Source organism: Aggregatibacter kilianii (genome assembly GCF_003130255.1).
GTDB classification, from domain to species: Bacteria; Pseudomonadota; Gammaproteobacteria; order Enterobacterales; family Pasteurellaceae; genus Aggregatibacter; species Aggregatibacter kilianii.
In genome coordinates this window covers 321,990-348,375 of sequence record NZ_NRCN01000001.1, presented here as the reverse complement: position 1 = coordinate 348,375, position 26,386 = coordinate 321,990, and the positions used below count along the sequence as shown (strand labels likewise).

The 26,386-nt window shown below is 43.0% G+C and carries 18 protein-coding genes; 9 read left to right on the top strand and 9 right to left on the bottom strand.

Going from position 1 to position 26,386, the window contains the following annotated elements:
- Nucleotides 1–54: 54 nt before the first annotated feature.
- Both malQ and malP read right to left on the bottom strand, forming a co-directional pair.
- Nucleotides 55–2,130 (bottom strand): 4-alpha-glucanotransferase, encoded by a 2,076-nt coding sequence (malQ, locus tag DK428_RS01445; protein ID WP_109063730.1) that lies wholly within the window; start codon nt 2,128–2,130, stop codon nt 55–57.
- Nucleotides 2,131–2,269: 139 nt separating this feature from the next.
- Nucleotides 2,270–4,660 carry a maltodextrin phosphorylase gene (gene malP, locus DK428_RS01440; protein WP_109063729.1) on the bottom strand — a complete coding sequence of 797 codons (2,391 nt, stop codon included), beginning with the start codon at nt 4,658–4,660 and terminating at the stop codon, nt 2,270–2,272.
- Between the two features lie 179 nt (nt 4,661–4,839).
- On the opposite strand from malP, the gene malT reads away from it, so the two are divergent.
- Nucleotides 4,840–7,557, top strand: a complete 2,718-nt coding sequence (malT, locus tag DK428_RS01435; protein ID WP_109063728.1) for an HTH-type transcriptional regulator MalT — start codon at nt 4,840–4,842, stop codon at nt 7,555–7,557.
- A gap of 209 nt (nt 7,558–7,766) precedes the next feature.
- Here the strand turns inward: malT and DK428_RS01430 are convergent, their stop codons facing one another.
- Both DK428_RS01430 and DK428_RS01425 read right to left on the bottom strand, forming a co-directional pair.
- Nucleotides 7,767–8,369 carry an aminotransferase class IV family protein gene (locus DK428_RS01430; protein WP_109063727.1) on the bottom strand — a complete coding sequence of 201 codons (603 nt, stop codon included), beginning with the start codon at nt 8,367–8,369 and terminating at the stop codon, nt 7,767–7,769.
- Nucleotides 8,370–8,371: 2 nt separating this feature from the next.
- Nucleotides 8,372–9,349, bottom strand: a complete 978-nt coding sequence (locus tag DK428_RS01425) for an aminodeoxychorismate synthase component I (protein WP_109063726.1) — start codon at nt 9,347–9,349, stop codon at nt 8,372–8,374.
- A gap of 100 nt (nt 9,350–9,449) precedes the next feature.
- Between DK428_RS01425 and DK428_RS01420 the strand changes: the two genes are divergently transcribed.
- The 7 genes from DK428_RS01420 to DK428_RS01390 all read left to right on the top strand — a co-directional run bounded on the left by DK428_RS01420 (nt 9,450) and on the right by DK428_RS01390 (nt 16,330).
- Complete coding sequence (locus tag DK428_RS01420; protein WP_109063725.1) at nt 9,450–10,016, top strand: anthranilate synthase component II; 567 nt, start codon at nt 9,450–9,452, stop codon at nt 10,014–10,016.
- 154 nt (nt 10,017–10,170) lie between these two features.
- Nucleotides 10,171–11,115 (top strand): 2-hydroxyacid dehydrogenase, encoded by a 945-nt coding sequence (locus DK428_RS01415; RefSeq protein ID WP_012771417.1) that lies wholly within the window; start codon nt 10,171–10,173, stop codon nt 11,113–11,115.
- Between the two features lie 86 nt (nt 11,116–11,201).
- Nucleotides 11,202–13,130, top strand: coding sequence for a TonB-dependent receptor plug domain-containing protein (locus tag DK428_RS01410; protein WP_109063724.1), 1,929 nt, complete (start codon nt 11,202–11,204; stop codon nt 13,128–13,130).
- Nucleotides 13,131–13,195: 65 nt separating this feature from the next.
- Complete coding sequence (locus tag DK428_RS01405; RefSeq protein ID WP_109063723.1) at nt 13,196–14,005, top strand: substrate-binding domain-containing protein; 810 nt, start codon at nt 13,196–13,198, stop codon at nt 14,003–14,005.
- Nucleotides 14,002–14,577, top strand: a complete 576-nt coding sequence (locus tag DK428_RS01400; RefSeq protein ID WP_109063722.1) for a L,D-transpeptidase family protein — start codon at nt 14,002–14,004, stop codon at nt 14,575–14,577. Before DK428_RS01405 ends, DK428_RS01400 begins: the two co-directional genes overlap by 4 nt.
- A gap of 27 nt (nt 14,578–14,604) precedes the next feature.
- Nucleotides 14,605–15,576 (top strand): FecCD family ABC transporter permease, encoded by a 972-nt coding sequence (locus tag DK428_RS01395; protein ID WP_109063721.1) that lies wholly within the window; start codon nt 14,605–14,607, stop codon nt 15,574–15,576.
- Between the two features lie 4 nt (nt 15,577–15,580).
- Complete coding sequence (locus DK428_RS01390; RefSeq protein ID WP_109063720.1) at nt 15,581–16,330, top strand: ABC transporter ATP-binding protein; 750 nt, start codon at nt 15,581–15,583, stop codon at nt 16,328–16,330.
- 226 nt (nt 16,331–16,556) lie between these two features.
- On the opposite strand, the gene DK428_RS01385 is transcribed toward DK428_RS01390, so the two are convergent.
- The 5 genes from DK428_RS01385 to metH all read right to left on the bottom strand — a co-directional run bounded on the left by DK428_RS01385 (nt 16,557) and on the right by metH (nt 24,976).
- Nucleotides 16,557–17,021: a hypothetical protein gene (locus DK428_RS01385; protein WP_109063719.1), complete on the bottom strand. Its 465-nt coding sequence runs from the start codon at nt 17,019–17,021 to the stop codon at nt 16,557–16,559.
- A 914-nt stretch (nt 17,022–17,935) separates the two neighbouring features.
- Nucleotides 17,936–18,718 (bottom strand): hypothetical protein, encoded by a 783-nt coding sequence (locus tag DK428_RS01380; protein WP_109063718.1) that lies wholly within the window; start codon nt 18,716–18,718, stop codon nt 17,936–17,938.
- A 162-nt stretch (nt 18,719–18,880) separates the two neighbouring features.
- The gene (locus DK428_RS01375) at nt 18,881–19,660 is read right to left on the bottom strand and encodes a hypothetical protein (RefSeq protein ID WP_109063717.1); all 780 of its coding nucleotides are present in this window, start codon (nt 19,658–19,660) and stop codon (nt 18,881–18,883) included.
- Nucleotides 19,661–20,123: 463 nt separating this feature from the next.
- Nucleotides 20,124–21,260 carry a TIR domain-containing protein gene (locus DK428_RS01370; RefSeq protein ID WP_109063716.1) on the bottom strand — a complete coding sequence of 379 codons (1,137 nt, stop codon included), beginning with the start codon at nt 21,258–21,260 and terminating at the stop codon, nt 20,124–20,126.
- Between the two features lie 26 nt (nt 21,261–21,286).
- A complete protein-coding gene (metH, locus tag DK428_RS01365) occupies nt 21,287–24,976 on the bottom strand; it encodes a methionine synthase (protein WP_109063715.1) in 3,690 nt (1,229 codons plus the stop codon).
- A gap of 224 nt (nt 24,977–25,200) precedes the next feature.
- Here metH and DK428_RS01360 point away from each other — a divergent pair, with 224 nt between their 5' ends.
- Nucleotides 25,201–26,385, top strand: coding sequence for a lipoprotein-releasing ABC transporter permease subunit (locus DK428_RS01360; RefSeq protein ID WP_109063714.1), 1,185 nt, complete (start codon nt 25,201–25,203; stop codon nt 26,383–26,385).
- The last annotated feature ends 1 nt before the right edge of the window (nt 26,386 follow it).

The following is a 26,386-nucleotide window of genomic DNA, read 5'->3' as shown; positions in this document are numbered from 1 at the left end:
AAAGTGACCTTTAAATTTACCCGAATTTTTGACCGCACTTTTTGTCGGCGCCATTTACCCTTTACGTTTCGCTTTCACTTCTTTCAACAACGTTTGAATGTCTTTATCGGCAAAAATGGCATCGATATTTTGCGTTAAGCGGCGGCGCCAGTTAGCGTATTCCATACTGGTGCCCGGAATGTTGACCGGTTCGGCCATATCCAGCCAGTCTTCCGGTTGGAAACCAAAGAGGGCGCTGCTGACATCGGCGACATAAGTTTGCAATTGATGGGTAAATTTTTTCGTAACGGCAGAAGACAAAGTTTCATCAATGCCTTTATCCACTGTAATGCCATTTTCGCTAAGGCGCGCCAAGATTTTTTCTTTGGCATCCATTCTGCTATGTCGCAATATTTGCAAGATTTTCGGATTTGGATACACGCCGTATTTTTGTCCCAATTCAAAATCATAACCACGCCAATAACCGTTAATGGTTGGCAAATCATGGGTGCTTAACGTAGTCATCGCCTGATATGGATACGCTTGTAGATTGCGACTTTGTCCTTGTTGATCGAATTCAAAGTAGAAAATTTTATAAGACAAAATGCCTGCATTTTTGAGTTTGCTGACGATTTCTTTAGGTACTGTGCCTAAATCTTCACCAATAATCAAACAGCGGTGACGTTGACTTTCCAAAGCCAAAATCGCAATTAAATCGTCCACCGGATAACGCACATAAGCGCCGTTTGCCGGACAATCGCCTTTTGGAATCCACCAGAGACGTAACAACGACATAATATGATCGATACGCAATGCGCCGCAGTGTTTCATGTTGGCGCGAATCAAATCAATGAACGGTTGGTATGCGCGCTGTTTCAGTATATGAGGATTCATCGGGGTTAAGCCCCAATTTTGACCTTGCGGACCGAGAATATCCGGCGGCGCACCCACAGAAGCGCGCAGACAATACAGTTCTTTATCATTCCAAGTTTCCGAACCGCTACCGGTGACGCCAACCGCTAAATCACGATACATACCAATTGTCATTTGCTGTGCTTTGCATAAGGCATCGCATTCGGCAAGTTGTCGGTCGGCACAAAATTGTAACCATGCGTAGAATTCGATTTCTTCGCCATATTGATGGCGGAATTGGGCGACTGTTTCGGAATGGTAGTCACGGAATTGTGGTGCCCAAAAATCCCAACCCCATTGTTCCGCATAGCGGCTACTTAAATGGGCGTGTAACGCATCGAAGGTGGCTTGCACCTGTAAACTTTCACCGCCATCGCGTACGAAATCGGCAAAGGCTTGTTGTGAAAGTGCGGTCGAATTTTGCTTAAATTCGTCAAACGCAAAATGCAATCCTTTCAGTTTTAACGGAAGCACTTTTCCATAATTCACCCATTCGGCAGCACGTAAATCACTTAATTGTTGTTGCACTTCCGCGGAAGCAAACCATTTTTGTGCACTGTTGCTTTGTTGGAATTCGGGCAGTTGATTCACATCAATGTAAATCACATTCAGCCATTTACGCGAAGAGGGACTGTATGGACTGGCACCGTCAGGGTTTGCCGGGAAGAGCGCATGAATTGGATTTAGACCTAAAAAATCCGCTTGATAAGGCGCTAATTCCTGTAGAAATTGTTTGAGATCACCGAAATCACCCACGCCCCAGTTTTGCGCCGATTTCAAGGTGTAAAGCTGAATAAAGGAACCCCACAACTTTTTGCCTTGTTTTAATTCTTGTGGCTGATAACAACGTTGTGGTGCCACAATAATGCGACATTCCACGGTTTTTTTATGACCGAAAAGCGTTAAATCATGATAGCCGAGCGGTAAATCCCGTGGCAGTTCAATATGATTTTTCTTTACTCTGCCTTCAAGAATCTCTTTGGAATTTTCCAAACGCAGTTGCCATTTCCCTAACCATGGATGTTTTTTATCGGAGGTCGTTAACGGCAAACAGTGCGGTTGATTTTGATAGAGAATTTTCACCGGCGGCAATGGGTTAGTGCGGCTGCGGAGGTGACCGTCAAAGGTTGCCAATAAGGCTTGCTTAATGTGTAACGGCGCACGTATTTTTGAACCGCGCTCATCAAAAAAATAAGGCATGATGCCTGCTTGGTCGAAGGATTTTTCTTTGATAGACATAAGGATTCCTAAAGGATTTTCTTATTTTTCGGCTGGTCGGTGGTGCGCATCTTCCGATACGTACCGCTTATTATTTAGCTGAAGGCACGCGTCAGAAGACGCGCGCCATCAATTATCATCAATGCACTAAAAAGTGCGGTTACTTTTTCAGCCAAATTCGTTGTTGATAGTCACGAATTGAGCGGTCTGAACTGAACGTGCCAAGGCGTGCGGTATTTAAAATTGCACTGCGTAACCAAGCGTCCTGATTCAAATAGGCTTCGCCGACTTTTTGTTGTGCTTTCACATAGCTATCGAAATCTGCCAACACGAGGAACGGGTCGTGCTTCAACAAGCTGTCCAGCATCAGTTTGAACATGTGTTTGTCGCCGTGGCAAACTTTGCCTTTGGTTAAGAAATCCATGGCATTTTTCAACACAGGATCACGTTTGTAGTAATCACGCGGTTTGTAGCCTTTTGCCAATAATTTACGCACGCTTTCTACGGTATGGCCGAAAATAAACACGTTTTCTTCGCCCACCATCTCGGCAATTTCTACGTTAGCGCCGTCCAACGTACCTAGTGTCAAAGCACCGTTTAAGGCTAACTTCATGTTACCGGTACCGGAGGCTTCTTTACCCGCCATGGAAATTTGCTCAGACACATCTACCGCCGGAATGATTTTTTCTGCCAAGCTGACGCGATAATCCGGCAGGAATGCCACTTGCAGGCGATCTTTCATGGCTTTGTCGTTATTGATCACATCCGCCACGTTGTTGATAGCGTGAATGATGTTTTTCGCCAAATAATAACCCGGTGCCGCTTTGCCTGCAAAAACAAATACGCGCGGCGTGTAATCCTGATTCGGATTGGCTTTCAACGATTGGTACGTGGCGATAATGTTCAACAGGTTCAAATGTTGACGTTTATATTCGTGGAAACGTTTAATTTGAATGTCGAAAATCGCATCGGTATTGACGGTGAAGCCCAAGGTGCGTTGAATTTCATCGGCTAACACGACCTTGTTATGGTGTTTGATGGCGCGATATTCTTCACGGAACGCAGCATCATCCACAAATTTTTCCACGCCTTTGAGCAATTCCAAATCTTTCGTCCAGTCTTTTTTCAGGGTTTTATCCAACAACGCGCTTAATTTCCGGTTAGCTTGTTGGATCCAACGGCGTGGTGTAATACCGTTGGTTACGTTGCAGAATTTGGTTGGGAATAATTTATGGTATTCTGGGAATAAATCGCTGACCACTAAATCCGAGTGGATTTGCGCGACACCGTTGACTTTGAAACAAGTCACTACGCATAGATTCGCCATGCGCACGCGATAGTCGAACAAAATCGCCAGTTTTTCCCACACTTTCGGATCCGCGCCGAATTCTGACCGCACTTTTTCATGGAAGATGCTGTTAATTTTTTCCACGATTTGGAAATGGCGTGGTAATAATTGTTTAAATAGACGTTGATCCCATTGTTCTAAGGCTTCTGGCAATAAGGTGTGATTGGTATAAGCGAACGTATGGGAGCAAATTTCCCAGGCTTCCTCCCAGCTCAAATCATGTTCATCTAACAATACGCGCATTAATTCCGGAATAGCCAGCGTTGGGTGGGTGTCGTTTAACTGAATGACTTGATATTTTGCAAAGTCTTTCAAGGCGTGACCTTCGGCAAAATGACGCGCCAAAATGTCTGCAACAGAGCAGGCGCAATGGAAATATTGCTGCATTAAGCGCAATTTTTGTCCGGCTTTGTGGTTGTCGTTCGGGTATAACACTTGGGTAAGTGCGGTGGCATTGACAATCGTTTTGTCGGCGTTGAGGAATTTTCCATCGTTAAATAACGCTAAATCGAAAGATTGCTCGCTGTCTGCCTGCCATAAGCGAAGCGGTTGGATAACCTCATTTTTATAACCGACAATTGGCAAGTCAAAGGCTTTGCCTTGGATGGTCAGCTTCGGCTCCCATGCGTATTTATCGCCTTTAATTGGCTTAATTTTACCGCCAAAGCCGATATTTTGCGTTTTGGATGGGTTGTAACGATGCCATGAATAGCTGTTGCGTGACCACAGATCGGCACATTCTTTTTGCATGCCGTCTTCAAAGGATTGTTTAAATAAGCCGTATTGATAGTGTAAGCCATACCCCGTAGCGTTTTGTCCAAGGGTTGCCATGGAATCTAAGAAACAGGCAGCCAAGCGCCCTAAACCGCCGTTACCTAACGCCGGATCACGCTCTTGTTCCAACACGTCTACCAACTCCACATCATAATTTGCCAAATAAGCTTTGATAGCGTCGTAATAGCCTAAATTCATCAGATTATTGCCTGTGAGTCGGCCGATTAAGAATTCCATGGAAAGATAATTGACATGGCGACCGCTTTTTTTCGCGGCAGGTTTGCCATAAGCCAGCTCAAGCGTACCTTCGGCGATGACGCGATACCACTGTTCTAGTGTGAATTGTTTAGGGGATTGTACGTCAAAATAACGGCAATATTTTTGTGCGATGTTGTCAAATGCTTTGTCATTTATGCTTTGTTGCGGCATAACGCGGCTCCTAATTGGGGGAATGTAAATTTCTGCGGTTTATTATGTTTAATCAAAGCAAAAGGAAATCCTCCTTGTTATAATCTTTGCGGTATGACAACAAGGAAGGAATCGGACATGATGGGGAGGATAGGTCATCCCCCGGACTTCGCGTTTAGACAAGACAGTAGAAAATCGTTATGTTAATCCCATCAAAATTAATCTGTTCTTATCGTTTACAAAATAGCATTCATCGTGAACGACTCACACAACTACTTGATAAAGCTTATCTTTATCCGTTAGTTCTCGTTAATGCGCCCGCCGGTTATGGCAAAACCATGTTAGTGTCACAATGGGCTACCGAACAACAAAATGTCGGTTGGTATTCATTGGATGAAGGTGACAATAAAACCGAGCGTTTTGCCGCTTATTTCGGTGCAGCGTTGTATCAGGCTATTGGTATCAAGCCATCTTTAGCGGGTGAAGAGGCGTTTAATCAGCCGAATCTATTGTCTTCATTTAATCAGCTATTAATGAAAGCCTCTGCCTGCAAGGCGCGTTTTTATATGGTGATTGACGATTATCACTTAATTGATAACGAAGAAATTCACGAAGCACTACGTTATTGGATTCGTCATCAACCGACAAACATGACGTTGATTTTAATCTCCCGTGCTATTCCACCATTAGGCATTGCCGGCTTACGGGTGCAGGAACAATTGTTGGAAATTGATGTACAACAACTGCCTTTTAACCATCAGGAGTCATTAGCATTTTTCCGTTCTCGTTTTGGTGATGAATTGCAGGAGAATGAAATTATTGCTTTGTGTGACGAAGTGGAAGGATGGCCAACCGCACTTCAACTGATTAGTTTATCCGCCAAGCAGGCAAAACTCGGTTCAAGCGGTGTTTCGCCGTTATTAGGCATGGAAAAACGACTGGCGAAATTAAATAATTTTCATATCAACGAATATCTGAATGATGAAGTGCTAAATCATGTGGATCAAGAAACCCGCACATTCGTGTTGCAATGTTCCATTTTACGTTCCATGAATGAAAACTTAGTAAAACAGGTGACAGGGTTTGCTAATAGCCGACGTAAATTGGAAGAGTTGGAAAAGCAAGGGTTGTTCATTCAACAAATGGATTCGGAGGATAATTGGTGGCGTTTTCATCCGTTGTTTGCCTCTTTCCTTTCTCATTGCTGTGAAATTGAATTAAGCGAACAACTGGAAGAGTTGCATCGTCGTGCCGCTGAAGCATGGCTCAAACTGGGGTATCTAACAGAAGCGCTATATCACGCCATGAAATTAACGGATATGGCAACGCTATTAACGATTTTGCAAGAACACGCATGGCGATTATTCCACCAAGGCGAATTGAAATTATTGGAAGAAAGCCTAAATCGAATTGATTACCCGAATTTAATCCAAAAACCGGATTTGGTTCTATTAAAAGCCTGGTTGGTGCAAAGTCAACATCGTCATACGGAAGTCGGGGGAATTTATAGTCAGTTCAAACGGGCATTGGCAGAAAACAACATTCAACTGAGCAAAGAAAACCAAGCGGAATTCGATGTGTTGCGGGCGCAGGTGGCGATTAATGCAGGCGATGAAAACACCGCACTTTCTCTTGCGTTAAAAGCCTTAACAGATTTACCGGAAAATTATTCTTACGCCCGTATTGTGGCCACTTCTATTATCGGTGAGGCTTATCATTGTCACGGCAACCTCGAACAGGCCTTAGCTATGTTGCAACGTGCGGAACGCATGGCACGTCAACACCACACTTATCACAACATCCTTTGGTCGTTGTTACAACAATCGGAAATCTTGATGGCACAGGGCTTCTTGCAAGCGGCGTATGATATGCTGGATAAAGCGAATTTATTCGTGAAGGAAAATCACCTGCAAAAAGTGCCGATGTATGAATTTCTCCTTCGCCTAAAAGGACAGATTTTATGGGAATGGTATAACCTGGACAAAGCCGAAGCCATGGCAAATGCCGGCATGGAAGTTTTAACCCAAGCAGAGGATCGCTTACAGTGCGTTGCATTGTTAAGTAAAATTTCTTTAGTGCGGGGCGATTTGGACAATGCTAGGCGTTTACTGCGCGAGGCGGAGCAATTGGAAACCGTCCGCAGTCATCATTACGACTGGCAAGCTAACGCTGATCAAGCCAAGTTATTTTTATGGCAAATGACCAATGACGTAGAGTCGGCACGAGCTTGGCTGATTCAAAGCCAACAACCCACAACGGATCGCAATCATTTTACCCAAGTCCAATGGCGCAATATTGTTCGCGCACAAATTTTATTGGGACAATTTGAGGAGGCCAAACAAATTCTGGATAAACTCATCGCCACGGCGGAAGAATTTCATTTAACCGGTGATTTAAACCGCGCGCTCATTTTACGTAATCGTTGGTATTTCCTGCAAAATCAAAAAGACTTAGCGCAAAGAGATCTCATCGACGCCCTGAAACTGGCAAGACAAACCAATTTCATCAGTGCTTTTGTCATTGAAGGGGAAAACATGGCACAACAAATCCGCCAGTTATTACAGCTAAATGTATTAGATGAATTGGCGTTACACAAAGCTCAATTTATTTTGCGCAATATCAACCAATATTACCGCCATAAATTTGCCCATTTTGATGAACAATTCGTCGCCAAATTACTATCCAACCCACAAGTACCGGAGCTGCTAAAAATCAGCCCGCTGACGCAACGGGAATGGCAGGTGCTGGGCTTGATTTATTCCGGTTACAGTAATGAACAAATCTCTGATGAGCTCCAAGTGGCAACCACTACAATCAAAACCCACATTCGCAACTTATACCAAAAAATCGGCGTCGCAAACCGCAACGAAGCTATCACCTATACACGGGATTTGTTGAAGTTGATGGGGTATGGTTAACCCCTGCGTCTGATAGATGAGCGCTACCAACAAAAATGAAATTATGTGGCAGTTGTACAAAGCTGAAACTACGGTCACTGCTCTTGTCGGAGTGTAAGTCATTTCAGCTTTCCGGTACACAAAACTAATGCTTCGACACGCTCAGCAAGCGTTTTGTGTATTTGTTACATAACACCGAATAAAATGACATTGAGTACTATCATCACAGATTAATTTCGTTTAGTTTCTTCCAACCCATTCAACGCATTAATCAGCCTCACCTCCTCAAATAAGTGTAAATCCGTAGCCAAAATCGACCGCACTTTTATGCGTCCTTGTGCTAAGAGTTTTGCCCGTTGAGTGCCTTCGAGTAGCGGTGTGTCGGGAGTGAACCATTGAGAGTTTTGGCGAAAAATGAGGTTGCCGATGGTGCAGTCTGTGACGTAACCGTTTTTGATAATGAGGATTTCGTCGCAGTCGCCTTTTTGCGCTAACAGTTCATTTAACAAGGTGCGGTCGGCGTATTTTAACCCGTAGTCAATGTGGTCGCAGACAATCGGTTTAAATGTTCGGTAGGTTTTACGGGTGTAAGGAAAATACCGGCATTGGATTTGCTCGGCGTTGTAATCGATACGGCAGCGAATAAGCGGTTCATTGCATAATTCCGCTGGTACATGAATATGCTCAGCAAGTTGAAAAACGTTTGGAAAAACGACCGCACTTTTGTCGCCATAAAATGCTTGTAAGCTGCGTTCATAGCGTTGTTGATGACGTTCGATATTGAGGATTTTGCCTTGTTCGATGGCAAGGGTTTCAAATAAAGGAAATTCCATGGTTAAGCCCTCTGTAACGGCACATACACTTTTTGAATCAATTCTTGATATTCTTCCTGTGCGTCACTTTGAATGGTAATGCCCCCACCACTGCGGAAAACAAAGCCTTTTTCTGTGTCTTCAATAAAACGAATTGCCACCGCACTTTGTAATTTTTCCCCATCAAAAATACCGAATATACCGGTGTAATAGCCACGAGGTTGTTGTTCGGCCTGTTGAATAATGTGTACGGTTTTTTCTTTGGGGGCGCCACTGATAGATCCGGCAGGTAACAGTTTGGCAAGAAGAGAACCGATTTTTTTCTGCCAGTTTTCCGCCAATTCACCACGAATTTCGGAGCTAGTTTGCAAAATGGCGCCGCGTTCTGTTTGGATTTCTTCCACATAACGAAAGCGCGTCACGTGAATATTTTTTGCCACGGTGGCTAAGTCATTGCGCATTAAATCCACAATAGTGTAATGTTCCCGCTGTTCTTTTGGATTATTGAGCAAGATGGCTTGGGCATAGGGCAGCGTAGCGTCGATAGTGCCTTTCATGGGATAAGTAAAAATACGGTTATCATAAATATTCACAAAACATTCCGGCGAGAAACACACAAATTGATCTTTAAACAACAATTTATACTTGGCTTGGCTTGCTTGGAACAGTTGGCGCAGAGAATAATTGGTTTCAATAGGCGTTGGATAGGTGAGATTAAGCAAATAGGAATTACCGAAATGTAGCTCCCGTTGCACTAATTCAAAGCCTTGTTGATAGGCGGTAAAATCCATGGGGTGCTTGCGTAAATAAAAGGCTTCCGTTGGCAACCTTTCCTGCCAATCGAGATTACGATAAGCGGGAAATTGCACATAAATGTCTTGTGTAGCCGTTTCATTTAACGGGCAAAGCATTGGTTTTTGTTGCTCAAAATCGATTAAAAAGAAAAAAGGGCGTTTGGATTTGCCGAATTGGTTCGCTTGTTGAATAAAATCTTGCCACATAACCTTATCTCGTGAAAAAAAACGACAAAAATTTTAGCGTAAATTAGCTTAGAATTATATACTTTAGCGCCTTATCAAGCCCAAAACCGAGAGAGATTTCATGTCATTGCTTATTATCAACAACCACGATTCTTTTACCTTCAATTTAGTGGATTTAATTCGCCGTTTGGCGGTGCCCTTTCAAGTGATGAACGTGGATGCGTTGGATTTAAATGCGGTGGAACATTTCTCTCATGTGTTGATTTCCCCCGGCCCTGATGTGCCACGGGCGTATCCGCAATTATTTGATTTATTAACTCGTTATCACCGGCATAAATCCATTTTGGGTGTGTGTTTGGGGCATCAAATGCTGTGCGAATATTTTGGCGCGGCATTATACAATTTGCCCTCGCCGCGTCATGGGCAAGCCAAGCCGTTGCAGTGTGTGGCGGAATCTCTTCTCTTTAAAAATATGCCGCAGACTTTTCAAATCGGGCTGTACCACTCTTGGGCGGTAAGTGAGGACAATTTTCCTTGCCAATTACAAATCACTGCGCGTTGTGATGACAACGTGATTATGGCAATGCAACACAAAACGTTGCCTATTTATGGCGTGCAATTTCACCCGGAATCTTATATTTCCGAATTTGGCGAGCAGATTTTGCGCAACTGGCTACAACTATCGTGAGATTAGCACATAAAAGTGCGGTTGTTTTTCAGCACGTTTTTTAGATCAAGATCACACTAATTACAAAAAATCTGCGAATCCCTTGTTTTTGTTTCAAGGCTTCTTTAAGTTATTAGTCCCGTTAAGAAATTGTTAATAGCAAAAGGAGTATTTGATGAATATTGTTTTTTTAGATCGCACAGGTATCCCTGCCACCCACAATATTCCCCGCCCAAGTTTCCCTCATCATTGGATTGAATATGACCGCACCTCGCCTGAAGAAACCTTTGAACGAGCCAAAGATGCGGACATTGTGATTACCAGTAAAGTCGTGTTTGACCGCGAATTATTAAGTCGTTTGCCGAAATTGAAACTCATCGCCATTACTGCCACCGGCACCAACAACATTGATTTGGACGCAGCGAAAGACTTAGGCATTGCGGTGAAAAATGTCACAGGCTATTCCAGTGTGACCGTGCCGGAGCATGTGTTAGGTATGATTTTCGCCTTAAAGCACAGCTTGGTGGGATATCACCGCGATCAAGTTACCTCCGACCGTTGGGCGACTTGCGGACAATTTTGTTACACCGATTACCCGATTACGGATGTGCGCGGCGCAACGTTGGGGGTCTTTGGTAAAGGTTGCTTAGGTACTGAAATCGGGCGTTTGGCTCAATTATTGGGCATGAATGTCTTGTATGCGGAACATAAAGGCGCGAGCCAAATTCGTGAAGGTTATACGGATTTTGAAACCGTGCTAAAACAGGCGGATATCGTGACTTTACATTGCGCATTGACCGAGACTACTAAAAATTTAATCAATGCGGAAACCTTGGCATTAATGAAACCGACCGCTTATTTAATCAATACAGGCCGCGGGCCGTTGGTGGATGAAGCAGCTCTGTTAGATGCGCTAGAAAACGGCAAAATTGCTGGTGCGGCGTTAGACGTGTTAGTAAAAGAACCACCGGAAAAAGACAATCCGTTAATCCAAGCGGCAAAACGCCTGCCAAATTTATTAATTACACCTCACATTGCCTGGGCAAGTGATTCCGCCGTTACCACGTTAGTCAATAAAGTGGCACAAAATATTGAAGATTTTGTGGCAAGCGGTAAGTAATTTTTCCCTTTTATGCTATGATGTGGCGCCTGAAAAGAGCGCCATTTTTTTATGGTGAATTTTGTCTTTATATTGGAAAATTTAAAATGAAGAAGAATCTTATTACGACTGCAATGTTATTCAGTTTATCGGCTTTTGCTTTCGCTGATGAACAAACAAAAACCGAATTAGACCCCGTTATGGTTTATTCTGCTTATGCCACGCCGGTTAACCAAGATCAAACCGCCTCATCTGTTACCGTTCTCACTGAAAAAGAGTTTGCCGAGCGTAACGCGACTTATGTGAGTGATGTGTTGAAAACTGTGCCAAGCCTAGCGGTAAGCGCTTCCGGCGGCCGTGGTACATTAACTAATGTGTTTTTACGTGGTGCTGATGCAAACCACACGGCGGTGATTATTGATGGTGTGAAAGTGAACCCGGTTTCTGGTTACGGCTTTGATTTCGGTGGTTTAGCCTTAAGCAACATCGACCGCATCGAAGTATTGCGTGGTGAGCAATCAGCCCTTTGGGGAAGTGATGCCATGGGCGGTGTGATTTATATCACCACTAAAAAAGGCCTCGAAAAAGGCAAAACCTTCAATGTGGATTACGATTTTGGCACAGGCTCGAACCGTACACTTGATGGTTCATTAACACTTTCCGGTTCAAACAATGGTTTTTATTATGCTTTACACGGCGACAGCCACCACACCAAAGGCATTTCAGCACTCAGCAAACAGCGTTTTAATTACACCGCGCAGGATGGCACGGCAGTCAGCACTGGCGGTTCAAGCGAACGTGATAAATTCCACCGTGACAACGCTTCCCTTCGTTTCGGCTATGATGATAACCAAAAAGGTTTTGATTTCTTAACCTCTCACAGCAGCCAAACCGCTAATTTTGATAACAGTGCAACAGATGAAAAAGGTCATTACACCCGCACACGTGACACCTTATTCAAATTAAGTGGTTTCTTAGGTAATAACGATGAATTGCTCAAACACAAAGTTGGTGTAAGCCATATCAAAACCGACAGCGATACGGTTGGCTATGCATCTGCTTACGATGCGAAAAAATTCAATGCGAACTACCAATTAGATGTCAATTTCGATCGTGAAGGCACCATCACGCAAGGTTTAAGTTTCTTAACTGACTATCAAAAAACAGATTTTAACTCGTCTTATTTCAACAATGCAGGCAACAAACAGCTTGTTGAGAAAAGTTTAGCGGCAGAATATCGCTTATTGCATGATGCAGATCATAGTTTGAATATCAGTGGTCGTTACACTGACAGTTCCGAATACGAAAATTCATGGACAGGTCGCATCGCGGGTGCTTACCGTTTACATAATAATGTCAAAGCCCACGCCAGCTTAGGGTCAGCGATTCAAAACCCAACGATCACTGAATATTATGGTTACAATGCTCGCTATATTGGCAATCCAGGCTTACAACCGGAGAAAAGTTTTGGTGGCGATGTTGGCTTTTTATTTGAAACAGATGATAACCGTCACAGCCTTGACGTAACTTATTTTGCCCGCAACGTGAAAAATGCGATTAGTAGCGAAGTGATCAACTTCACAACCTATACAAGCCGTGCCGTAAACCTTGAAGGTAAGAGTAAAGTGAAAGGTGTTGAAGTCGCCTACAACAGTAAAATTACCGATGCATTAGGCGCTTACGCAAACTACACCTACACTCAAACCAGAGACAGCAAAGGGGCCGAGTTAGCACGTCGTCCAAAACACTTGGCTAATGCCGGACTTGCCTATCAAATTACTGAAAAATTGGGTGCGGATATGAATGTTTCTTATACAGGAAAACGTATGGATACCTACTATTCGCCAACCTACAGCACGCATAAAGTGAAATTGCCATCTTATACATTGGCGAACTTAGGCGTGAACTACAAAGTAGTTGATAACTTGACGATTTATGCAAACTTAAACAACGTATTCAATAAAAAATACGAAAACGTCCTTGGCTATGGTCAAGACGGACGTCATGTTTATGTTGGATTAAGAGGATCATTCTAATTGTAAGGCGGGCTTTGGTCCGCCGAATTTTTTAATCATGGCGGGCTAAAGTCCGCCTGACTTACATGAAAAAAATACCCGTAATTTTAACCGCACTTTTTCTTTCCTTTTCTGCACACGCCGAGCAATTTGTTTCGCTCACCTTGTGCAGCGACCGTCTGCTTGCGGAAATTGCCCGTCCGGAACAAATCGCGGCGATGTCGCCTTATTCTCAAAATCCACGCATGATGTTGGATAAAATTAATCGGGACAAACCCACCCTTGAACCACAACTTACCGCGTTATTACCTTATCTGGATAAAACGCTGTTGATTAATGAAACCTTTTATCCGCAATTGGCCGCTGATTTAAAACGCCTTGGCGTAAAAATCGTGCCGATTAATGACAGCCTGCAAACACCCGAAGAATTGTTTGAACTGATGTTACAACTGGGCAAACTCACCGGCAATGAAGCCCATGCGGAACAGTTGGTGGAAAAATTAAAATCACAGCACACTAAACTGAACCTGTCGCATACCGATACGCTAATGTTGTCGGAAACCGGCGTGGTGGAACCTGTTTTCCCGCAATATAACCTGCTGTTAGCGTTACTTGGTTTAACGCCGCTGAAAAATACGCTCACGCCACAAAATTTCTCACTCGAAAAAATGCTGCTTGCACAGCCCAATTGGCTAATAGAAATCAGTGATCAACAAAGTTATAACGAACAGGCGGAATTGCTCACGCATCCGTTGGTGAAAAAACACTTTGAAAATCGACCGCACTTTCGCATTCCGATGAAATATATTTATTGCTTTGATCATGGCGTGTGGCAAGGGGCGGAACGCATTTATTCTCAGTATCATGCATCTTCACACTTAGGGAATGTAAAATGAAGAAAGTTATATTTACTTTATTGTTGTTTGCCGGAATTCTAGGCGGCATTGCATTTTCAAAACTTAACCCTATGCCCGATGAGATTTTAAAAGGGGAAAAAGAGGCTGCCCCACAGGTGCTAAACACGCAACCATTGCCTCAAAATACACCTATTACCCGCTTAATTGTGATGAAAAGCGAGCGCCAAATGTGGGCGTATAATCAAGATAAATTAGTAAAGATTTATCCGATTTCTCTCGGTAAATCGCCTATTGGACATAAACAATTTGAGGGCGATAAGAAAACACCGGAAGGCATTTATCGCATTAATGAGCGCAATCCCAATAGCGCTTATCACAAAAATTTAGGCATCTCATACCCAAATGCAGAAGACAAGGCTTATGCGAAATCGCAAGGAAAATCTCCCGGTGGATTAATTAAAATCCACGGTTTGCCGAATAAATTCGTTAATATCGGACGTCAACATTTGCGTCAAGATTGGACGGATGGTTGCATTGCTGTGACCAATGAGGAAATTGACGAACTATTCAATGCGGTGGTGCATAACGCCGAAATTGATATTCGTCCGTAAACATTCATAAAAAAGACCGCACTTTAAATGAAAAAATATCTTAACGGTTTGCTTTCATTACTTTTAATACTCATTGTCGGATTGGCGCTCTACCACCAACTCGGCGATTTTGCTCATCTCAAAAATGCCGACGGTGTACTGACCGATATGCGTTCGCTTGTGTTGTGGGATGTTCGTGTGCCGCGCATTGGTTTGGCGATTTTAACCGGCGCCGGCCTTGCGCTTGCGGGCAATGCCATGCAGGGAATTTTCCAAAATCCGTTGGCAAGCCCGGGCTTGCTTGGCAGTAGCGCAGGGGCGACTGCGGCCGGCGTGTTTCTTTTGTATTATTTCGCGGTGCCGTTTACGGTGTTGCTGTTCGGCGGCGTGGCAGGGGCGTTGGCGAGCTTTTTAATTGTTTATCTCATCGCCAAAAACTATGGCACAACCATGATGATTTTAAGCGGGCTGGCAGTGAATATGTTGCTGGGCTCGGCTATTGCCTTGTTGCTGTCCAACGCCGACAGCCCGTGGGCATTGGCAGAATTATACCGTTGGCTACAAGGTTCTCTGGTGTGGGCGAAGTTAGACACCTTATTGATCTCTTTGCCCATGGCGTTACTTGGCGTTGCCTGCCTTTATTATGAACGCCGTTATGTAGATTTACTCACTTTCGGTGAAGAAACCGCGGCTACCATGGGCGTTGATCCGAAACGCAGTTTTTTCATCACCACCTTCGGTGCGGCATTATTGGTCGGCGCCACGATTCCGCAAACCGGCGCTATCGGTTTCATCGGTTTAATTGCACCGCATATTGCGCGGATTTTGCTAAAAAAACGCCCGTCACAGCTTTATGTCACCAGCGCGTTAATCGGCGCATTGCTGTTATTGGCGGCAGATTTAAGCGTGCAATATATTCCGCTTTTCTCCCATATCTACATTGGCACGCTTACCGCTATCATCGGCGCACCGTGTTTGATTTGGATTTTATTGACGGAACAACGGAAATTGGCAAGGTAACCTTATGATCAAAATCGATAATCTCTCCCAAGCTTATGGTTTAACCAACGTCAGCTGTCAAATTCCACAAGGCAAATTGGTCGGTATTATGGGAGCAAATGGCGCGGGCAAATCTACCTTGCTCAAAAGTATTGCAGGCATTCTGCCGATTTCAAGCGGTGACATTTGGCTTAGCGAATACAAATTAAGCGCCATGACCGCCACACAAAAAAGCCAACAGTTGGCTTACCTTGCGCAAAGCACCGAGATTCATTGGGATCTCTCCGTGTATGAGGTCATTACGCTCGGGCTGTCGCAGACGTTGGCGCATGCCAAAGAACAGGAAAAAGTGCGGTCGATTTCTGAAACGTTTTCTGTTACCCATTTATTAGATAAGCCTTTCCAACAACTTTCCGGCGGCGAAAAAGCCCGCGTGCAACTTGCCCGTTGTTGCATTAAAGAGGCGCCCCTATTGCTTGCCGATGAACCAATTGCCTCACTCGATCCTTACTACCAAATCGACATCATGGAACAGCTCAAATCTCTCACCCCAACGCATACTTGCGTGGTAGCAATTCATCATCTTTCTTTGGCGTACAAATTTTGTGATGAAGTGATTTTGCTCAATAAAGGCAACGTGGTTGCCTGCGGAGAAACTCAAACGGTGTTAAATGCGGAAAATCTCGCGAAAGCGTTAGGCGTGAGGGTAGAAGTTGATCCTGAGAAACAGGAAATTTTTGGAGTAGAGAAGTTGGAAAAAACTATCCAAAGGTAGGGCTCAAGAAGCCTCAAAAAAGATGAAATTTTTTTACTCATACATCACTTTACTGAGTTATTCGCGCCTTCAGATTTTGTCACCACACTTTAGACAGTTGATTCTTATCCTGGCGTGCGTTTTCCAACCTGTGCTCTAGAAATTAAATAAAGTGCGGTTCATTTTTCATGTGTTTTTGTTGAAATAAGGCACACGCTAGGAAGCGTGCACCATCAAGCAAACCAATCTATCCGCCCCGGCAATTCAACCAAGCCTTTCGCGTGCCTTGATAGTTTTTGTAATAAACGGAACTATGTTCACGCGCCACCAAATCAACAGTGCTTCCTTGAATAGGGTTGTACGATTGATAAAGTACTTCAAAACGGCTACCACGCGCATTTAATGCTCTATTCGCAAGATGATCAAACGGCATCGCATTGCCGCCGTCCAGTTGGAAATAAAAACCGAAATTATCTTTCATTCGACTCTCTACCGAGAGAGGAAAGTAGGTTGCCAAATATGAGGTTGACCCTGTTTCCGAGTTCTTACAACGATAATGATATCGCTTGTAATTAAGGGCATTATTTAATTCTGCTTGGCTAATATTATCCTTTAAAAATCTGGTCTTCAGCGGTTTTTTGGGCGGCGTTGTTGTACATGCAAATAAACTCACCAACGCCGTAGTGAATAGCATCATTTTAAGTTTGTTCATGGTATCAATTTCAAGAGAAGTATGATTGAAAACACTGTCGGCTACACGATAGTTTAGTTGCTGAGACTGTCGGTTTACAGAATGATTCTTGGAAAGTGTCAGCAATGAAGTTCCAACGATTTTGTTGTAATTGGAAATCAACTACCAAAATTAGGCGGGGATTATACCACTCTTTTGCCAACGCGTGCCCAAGAACATAAATAAAGTGCGGTGAGTTTTTGAAGTGTTTTTTAGTGAAATTAGGCACACGCTAGGAAGTGTGAGCCATCGTGGGGGCGGGAAAGCGTGCGCCAACAGATTGTGCTAATAAGGAAAGATAGCGCCAGCGTCTACGCTGGTGCTGTTTAATAAAATCATTGCGAATTTTACTCATAGTCTGTTGGCAGAACCAATATTCAAAATCCGTTGGATTTTTTGACCGCACTTTCAGTTGATAGGCACAAGCGAGGACGCTGGCGCCATCAAGAGGAGAATTATTAACTAAACTTATATGTGCTGGTGCGCGTTTCCTAACCACAGCTGTTCGAAACATTGAAAATATTAATGTTTTCAATTAATTAAGTTATAAAAATGACTCTTTTTTATAAAAAATAAGTCTTTTATAGAAAACTTAAAATATACAAGTAGCTAAAGATTGCTACTTTTTAAGAATTTTGTAATGAAAAATCTCAAATTAAATTGGGTATTTTATGATTTTGAAGAATTTCATAGATTGAATTTTCCTAAAACAACTTTATAGAAGTCCAATTTAATTAAGTTAAATCAATACATTACAATGTTTCGAACACCTGTGGTTTCCTAACGCGTGCCATAAAAACTAAATAAAGTGCGGTGAGTTTTTAAGGCATTTTGATTGAAATTAGGCGCACAGATCTTGGTGTGCGCCATTAAAAGAAACTAAAATATGGTATTAACTACTTGCCCATAACAGGACCCGCCCATATCATTATAGGTAACCAGATTGGTGCAGTAATGATGCTTACGGCTTTTTCTACTCCATCTTGGGTTGATTTTTTCATTTCATCCCGTTTCTCTGTTCGAATTTCTTCGTCTGTTTTTAGACGAAAATTATCAAGATACGCAGGTATTGGTATAGAGAGTGAGGATTTTTTCAAAATTTCATCACGGTTATTCAATTTCACTATACGCCCATTGATTATTGGCGTATCTCCCTTTTCCATATAGAGGGTAATTGTGGTTCTAGGTTTATTCCCTTTGCATTCTGAAGGTTCTTTATGGAAAAAATCGTTTGCCACACAATCACCAGCCTCATAGAATACCTGCCAGTGTTGCTCTAATCCCTTTAGGCTCTGACGAAGCGTATTAAGGTATTTAATCGGTACGGTCATTCTATAATATGCTTTAACATTGTTATTACTACGGTCAGCAGCAAAGGCAAGCGTTAAAGAAAATTTATCATCACTTCTATTGGATTTTAACAGCTTTGTCATGTATTCAGGTTGGAACAATGGTTGTAGGTAATGCGCATCAACGCCTGAAAACTCATAATCTTCTTTATCACTAAGCAAATAAGTTTTATTATCCGGTGTTTTAACAGCACCTCGAATCAATATTTCTTCACTTTCCAAGCGAGTCATATATTTGTAAAAGGGCGTTGTACTGTCGTAAGCGGGTGGCGTATTGTTACTAGAGCAAGCTGCTAATAATAAGCAAAGCAAAGAGATAATTTTTTTCATAAGGTTCCTTATAAGTATTTGGATTTAAAATGATTTTACTGAATAGCAAATTATTTTGCTATTTATTTTTATAGGAATTGTTAAATGTCGAGAAGGTATGAGATGAAAGAAAAAATAGCACCAACAGATGGATTGGTGCTATTGAAAATAAAGTTATTTTAATTAACCGATTCTGCGACTGAAACCATAGCTATAGAGAGGAAGCCAGATTGGTGCAGTAATAATCATTAGCGTATCTTTAACCCCGTCTTTGACAGCCTCTTTTGTATTCTCCCATTTTTCCGAACGTTTTTCTTTATCTGTTTTTAAACGGTAATTATATACATACGATCTTATTGCAATAGGAAGAGATGGATTTTTCAGAATATCATCTCGGTTACTTAGTTTTACGATTTTCCCATTAAGTCTATCTTCTTTGGCATCTATTTCAAATACGAGTTGAGTTGGGCGTTCTTTTCCTTTGCAATCAGCAGGTGCTGGATAGAAGAAAGCATCTGTATTGCATCGACCATCGTTGTAATAGTTAGTCCAGCGTGGTTTTAGTCCCTGAATACCTTGGCGCAACGTTTTTATATGCTTAACCGGCATATAAAGACGATATTTTAACTGGACATTATTATGGCTGCGATCAGCATAAATACTTATACTAAGGTCGTAATTTTTGTCTTCCTTTTTTAACATCGGGGTGATGTATTCAGATTGTAACAAAGGTCGAAGATATTCTATTTCAGCCCCTGAAAACTCGTAATCTTCGGTATCACCAAGTAAATAAATTTTGTTATCCGGCGTTTTGATAATATCTCGAATATACACGATATCATCACTGATATGGTGCATTCCTGAAGATTCTGAAATGTATGTTATTTCTTCAGGAGAAGATGAGGTCTTATTGCTAGAACAAGCAGCTAATACTAAGCAAAGCAAAGAGATAATTTTTTTCATAGGTTCCTTACAAGTGGTTAAATTTCAAAGAATTTTACTTAATTAAAAATTATTTTGCTATTTATTTTTAGAATATGCTTTTCACAATGTGAGCGTTAGAGAGTAAAAAAACTAGGGAGAAAATTATTCACTAAACTTATATGCCGGCGCACATTTCCCAACGCGTGCCCTAGGAATTAAAGTGCGGTGAGTTTTTGAGGTGTTTTTATTGAAGTTAGGCACACGCTGAGAAGAGTGCGCCAACAGAGGGGGCTGGAAAGCGTGCTCAACAGATTGTGCTAATAAGGAAAGATAGCGCCAGCGTCCACGCTGGTGCTACTTAAGGAAAACATTGCGAATTTTATTCATAAGCCGTTGGCAAAACCAATATTCAAAATTCGTTGGATTTTTTCGCACTGTTAGATTAGAGGCACAAGCGAGGACGCTTGCGCTATCATAGGAGGGGCGTCATCGTGGAGAATTTTTAATCAAAATACATTTTTGGTACACCATCTTTTAATAAATCTCTTAATTCAAAATAAGGAATTTCAATAGACCATTTCCCCATTGCATAAGAGCTTACTTGATATGGAGGAAACAAAAATATGATTCCATTTTCTGTTATTAAGAAATTTTCAAAATTATTAGCATTTGGAGATGCTCCGTCTTTAAACCATTTTATATCTTCGTCACTTGCATTTTCTCCACTTCTTTCCCAATATTCTTGACAGAGTTTTTTAATCGTTAAATCACTAATTCTTTCAAGATAATTTGTATCATATTTGAATAGATGTTCTAATCTCAATTTAATTAATGAGTCTCTTGTATCAAAATTAAATGTTTGTAATCCAAAGTTACCATGTGCAGAACCAGAAGAATATAAATATATATCGAATGATAAAGATAAAAGATTCTTAGAGGCAAAGGCAATTCCAAACCCTTCAGAATACTCATTTTTTAAATCTGCATGCCATTCAGTAATATTATCATATTGTTCAAGCTTTTCTTGTCTTAACTCAATAAGCTGTTTGATTGCTCTACCTGAAAAAAATGAATTTAATTCAGATAATGATTTTTTATTTACACCATCATTAAATGATGGATAGCTTATATCAATATCATATCCTAAATTATCATCCCAAGATTCTCTAATTTCTTTATTTTGGATTAGATACGGTCCAAACATTGTTCCAATATCTACAGATATTGTTTGTTGCTCTGCTGCTGACAACAATGAATTTTTAATATGCTCAAAGTTTTCATTATTAATATTATCAATAAATTGAATTTTGTTCGATATGTAATCGGGAACATCACATTGTTCTATCTTTATCGGAATAATATAAATATCTTCTGGTCTCTTATATCTTAGATTATCTAAAGCATCTTTTACTTCTCTTTGTACAAAACCTCGTTTACTAACACTTGTCGAAGACATCAACAGCATTACGACATTAGCTTTTTGTAATGCTCTATCTATTTCTAATTCCCAATTTTGTCCTCCTTTTAGTTTCTTTATATCTAACCAAGGAGAAAATCCTTCTTTTTCTAACCAACTATAATAGTTTTCTGCTATGGTTTGATTTTCTTTTGCATAGCTAATAAATACATTTAAAGTCATACGCCTTCCTTAATAAGCAATTAATCCTACTTCATCGTCACACCCAACCATTTCATCATCTCTCTCTCATCCCAACCTTTACGTTTGGCATAATCTTGAGCTTGGTCTTCATCAATGCGACCTAAAGTGAAATAGTTACTTGCCGGGTGGGTGAAGTACCAACCGCAGACGGAGGCTGCAGGCCACATGGCGTAGCTTTCGGTGAGTTTCATGCCGATGCGTTGTTCTACTTCTAATAAATCCCAAATCAAGGCTTTTTCGGTATGTTCCGGGCAGCTTGGATAGCCCGGTGCAGGGCGGATGCCGACATAGTTTTCATTGATTAAGCCTTGGTTGTCGAATTCCTCTTGTGTGTAGCCCCAAATGCGGGTGCGTAGCTCAAAGTGCAAGTATTCCGCCATGGCTTCGGCGAGGCGGTCGCCTACGGCTTGTAGCAAGATGGCGTTGTAGTCGTCGCCGGCGGCTTTGTAGCCTTCCACTAGCTCCATTTCTTCAACGCCGGCGCACACGGCGAACATACCCATCCAGTCTTTTTTGCCACTTTCGCGATCAGCGATAAAGTCGCTCAAGGCAAAGTTAAATTGGCTTTTGCTGTTTTTGCCACGTTCCGTTTGTTGGCGTAAGCCGTAAGCCGTGCCAATGGTTTGCGTGCGGTCTTCATCGGAGAATAACACCACATCATCGCCCACACGTTCCGCCGGGAAAATACCCAACACGCCGCTTGGGTTAAGTTTGTGGTTTTGTTCGAAAGCATCTAACATCGCTTGCGCATCATTCCACACGCGGCGGGCTTCTTGTCCGCTTTCCGGATGATCAAACGCATCAGGATAACCGCCCATCAAGCCCCATACGCGGAAGAATGGTGACCAGTCGATAAATTTACGTAGTTCGGCAATTGGTACGTTTTTAAATTCCACAATGCCCGTTTGTTTTGGCGTTGGCGGCACATAATCCGCCCATTCGCCGCTAAAGCCGTCAAAACGGTTGGCGCGCGCTTCTTCAATGCTGAGCTGTTTACGCAACGGTTTGCGGTTAGCAAAAGATTGTTGGATTTTTTCGTAATCTTTCTTGAATTGCTCCCACAATGCCGCACGGCTTTCCGGGTTCATTAAGGTGGCACAAACCGTTACCGCGCGTGAAGCATTGGATGTATAGAACACGCCATGTTGTTTGTATTTTGGATAAAGTTTAATGGCGGTATGTTCTTTGGAGGTGGTTGCACCGCCAATCATCACAGGCAGGCTTAAGCCTAAGCGGGTCATCTCACCGAGGAAGTATTCCATTTCGTCAAGAGATGGCGTAATCAAACCGCTCAAGCCGATAATATCCGCTTTTTCATCAATAGCCGTTTGAATGATTTTATCCGCCGGCACCATCACGCCCAAGTCAATCACTTCAAAGTTATTACATTGCAACACCACACTCACGATGTTTTTGCCAATATCATGCACGTCACCTTTCACGGTAGCGATCACCACCTTACCGTTGCTGGATCCTTTCTGTTTGGTGGCGTTGATAAACGGCTCTAAATACGCCACGGATTGTTTCATTACGCGTGCGGATTTCACCACTTGCGGGAGGAACATTTTACCGTCACCGAACAAATCGCCCACCACATCCATGCCTGCCATGAGCGGGCCTTCAATCACTTCCAACGGCGTTGGTAGTGTCTGGCGTGCTTCTTCGGTGTCTTCGATGATGTGTGTAGTAATGCCTTTCACGAGGGCGTGTTTTAAGCGTTCTTCCACCGGCCACGTGCGCCATTCGGCGACAGAATCCACCGCACTTTCATCGTTGCCTTGGTTGCGATATTTTTCCGCAATATCCAGTAAACGTTCCGTGCCATCCGGCGTGCGGTTTAAGACGGCGTCTTCAATCACATTGCGTAATTCAGGATCAAGATCATCGTAAATCGCGAGCTGTCCTGCGTTCACGATCCCCATGTCCATGCCTTGTTTGATGGCGTGATAGAGGAATACCGCGTGAATGGCTTCACGCATCACGTTGTTGCCTCGGAAGGAGAAGGATACGTTTGACACACCGCCGGAAATCTTGGCGTGTGGCAAGCTGCGTTTAATACGACCTGTGGCATTGATGAAATCCACACCGTAGTTGTTGTGTTCTTCAATCCCGGTGCCGATGGCAAAAATATTCGGGTCGAAAATAATGTCTTCCGGCGGGAAGCCGACTTGGTTGACTAAGATGTTATACGCACGGGTACAGATTTCCACTTTGCGATCTTCGGTGTCCGCTTGTCCCACTTCGTCGAACGCCATCACGACTACCGCTGCGCCGTATTTACGCACCAATTTGGCGTGTTCGATAAAGATTTCCTCGCCTTCTTTCAACGAGATGGAGTTCACAATCGGTTTACCTTGCACCGATTGCAAGCCCGCCTCAATCACTTCCCATTTGGAGGAGTCGATCATCACCGGCACTTTGGCCGCATCGGGTTCGGTCGCCATAATGTTGAGGAAACGGGTCATGCATTTTTTGCCGTCGAGTAAGGCTTCGTCCATGTTCACGTCAATAACTTGCGCGCCGTTTTCCACTTGGTCGATGGCAATTTCAATGGCTTCGGCAAATTTGTCTTCTTTAATTAAGCGTTTGAATTTTGCCGAGCCTGTCACGTTATTACGTTCGCCCACGTTCACGAACAGGCTTTCATCATCAATGTTGAGCGGCTCTAAACCCGATAAACGCATGGCGGTTTTAATTTGTGGCAATTTGCGCGGCGGGATGTTTTCTACCGCCTCGGCAAAGGCTTTAATGTGTTCCGGCGAGGTACCGCAACAGCCACCGATAATGTTCACAAAGCCGCTTTCAGCCCATTCTTTTAGGTGTGCCGCCATGTCTTCTGCGCCGAGGTCGTAGCCGCCAAAGGCATTCGGCAAGCCCGCGTTCGGGTGGACGGAAACGTAGGTTTCGCTGATTTTAGACAGTTGTTCAACGTACTGGCGAAGTTCTTTCGGACCTAAAGCACAGTTCAAACCGAATGTCAGTGGTTTAGCGTGACGAAGCGAGTTGTAGAACGCTTCGGTGGTTTGTCCGGAAAGGGTACGGCCTGAAGCATCAGTAATGGTGCCGGAAATCATAATCGGCAATTCCACACCTAATTCTTCAAACACGGTTTCAATGGCGAAAATAGCCGCTTTGGCGTTTAGCGTGTCGAAGATGGTTTCGATCATAATTAGATCGGCACCGCCTTTGATTAAGCCGCGCGTGGCTTCTGAATAGGCATCCACTAATTCCATAAAGGTGACGTTACGGAAGCCCGGATCGTTTACGTTCGGGGAAATGGACGCAGTGCGGTTAGTCGGGCCGAGAATTCCCGCGACGAATCTTGGTTTTTCCGGCGAGCTGTATTTATCCGCCGCAAAACGTGCCAGTTTTGCGCCGGCAAAGTTGAGTTCGTAAGCAATAGATTGCAAGTCGTAATCCGCTTGCGCAATAGTGGTGGAGCTGAATGTATTGGTTTCGATAATGTCTGCGCCGGCTTCTAAATATTTTTCGTGAATGGCGGAAATGAGTAACGGTTGAGTGAGGGTCAGCAAATCATTATTACCGCGTAAATCGACCGCACTTTCTTTAAAGCGTTCACCACGGAAATCCGCTTCGGTGAGTTTATATTTTTGGATCATCGTGCCCATGGCGCCGTCTAAAATGAGAATACGTTCGGCGAGGGATTTTTTAAGTAATTCGGTTGTGTTTTTCACTGTGGGGTTCCATTAATTATGTGTGATAAATAAATGCGGTGAATAGTAGGAATATGCGCCTGCGCTGTCAAATGTTATCTATATAAAGTGCGGTCATTTTTTACCGAGTTTTTCTGTTTTTGTGAGATAGGGGAGAATTCTTTGTCGATTTTCTGCTTTTTATCTCGGGCTATGTTAAACTAGCCCGCAATTTTTTCCCTAATTTTAATTAGTTTTAATCAGTTATGATGTTATCTACCCCTCTTTTTATTGCGTTGCGCTATTGGCGGGCAAAAAGTGCTGATCGTTTTGGGCGATTGGTCACCAATTTGGCCAGCTTCGGTATTGTACTTGGCGTCATGGCGTTAATTATTGTGCTTTCCGTGATGAATGGTTTGGAAGGCCATCAAAAACAGCAGGTGCTTTCTTCATTGCCACATGCCATTGTTAGCCCGGCAAACAGAGTGAATATTGATGAAACTATGCCACCCATGCTGAATTTTGTGCATAAAGCCGTACCGATTAACATGACCAATGTGATCTTTCAAACAGCCTCCGGCGTGAGCGCGGGGCAGGTGATTGGGGTGCGTGAATTTGATGATGACCCGATGTTAGGCGGTTTGCCTACGCAAGACTTTAATAATGTCTTACCTGCGGGCGGGTTTAATATCATTATTGGGGATCAATTAGCACAAAAATTAAACATTTACGTAGGTGATAAAGTGCGTTTGATGATTACCGAAAACAGCCAATATACGCCTTTTGGTCGTGTGCCGTTACAACGTTTGTTCACCGTGAGCGAAATCTATTTTGACACCGGCGAAGCTTCGGGCTATGAGGCGTTTGCCAATTTAACGGATATTGGCCGTTTAATGCGAATTCAGCCGGGCGAAGCGCAAGGTTATCGTTTATTTTTAACGGATCCGTTTTTGATTACCGAATTACCGACAGCCTTTCCTAAACCCTACCAAATCACCGACTGGCGCGCTCAAAAAGGTGAGTTTTTCCAAGCGGTGCGGATGGAGAAAAACATGATGGGCTTGCTGGTGAGCTTAATTATTGTGGTGGCGATTTCCAATATCATTACATCCTTAAGTTTAATGGTGGTGGATAAACAGGGTGAAATTGCTATTTTGCAAACTCAAGGATTAACCAAAGGGCAGGTGCGCTCCATCTTTATCTATCAAGGCTTATTGGTGGGCATAATGGGCACATTAATCGGTTCGATCTTGGGCGTGGTGGTGACCTTAAATTTAGATCGCATTGTGAACTTATTAGGCTCACAAGCGATGTATTTACCGACCGCACTTGATCCGCTACAGCTTATCGTGATTGTTGCCTTTTCAATTCTATTGTCTTTGTTGTCGACGATTTATCCGGCCTATCGAGCAGCGAAAGTAGAACCTGCGGAAGCCTTACGCTATGAATAAA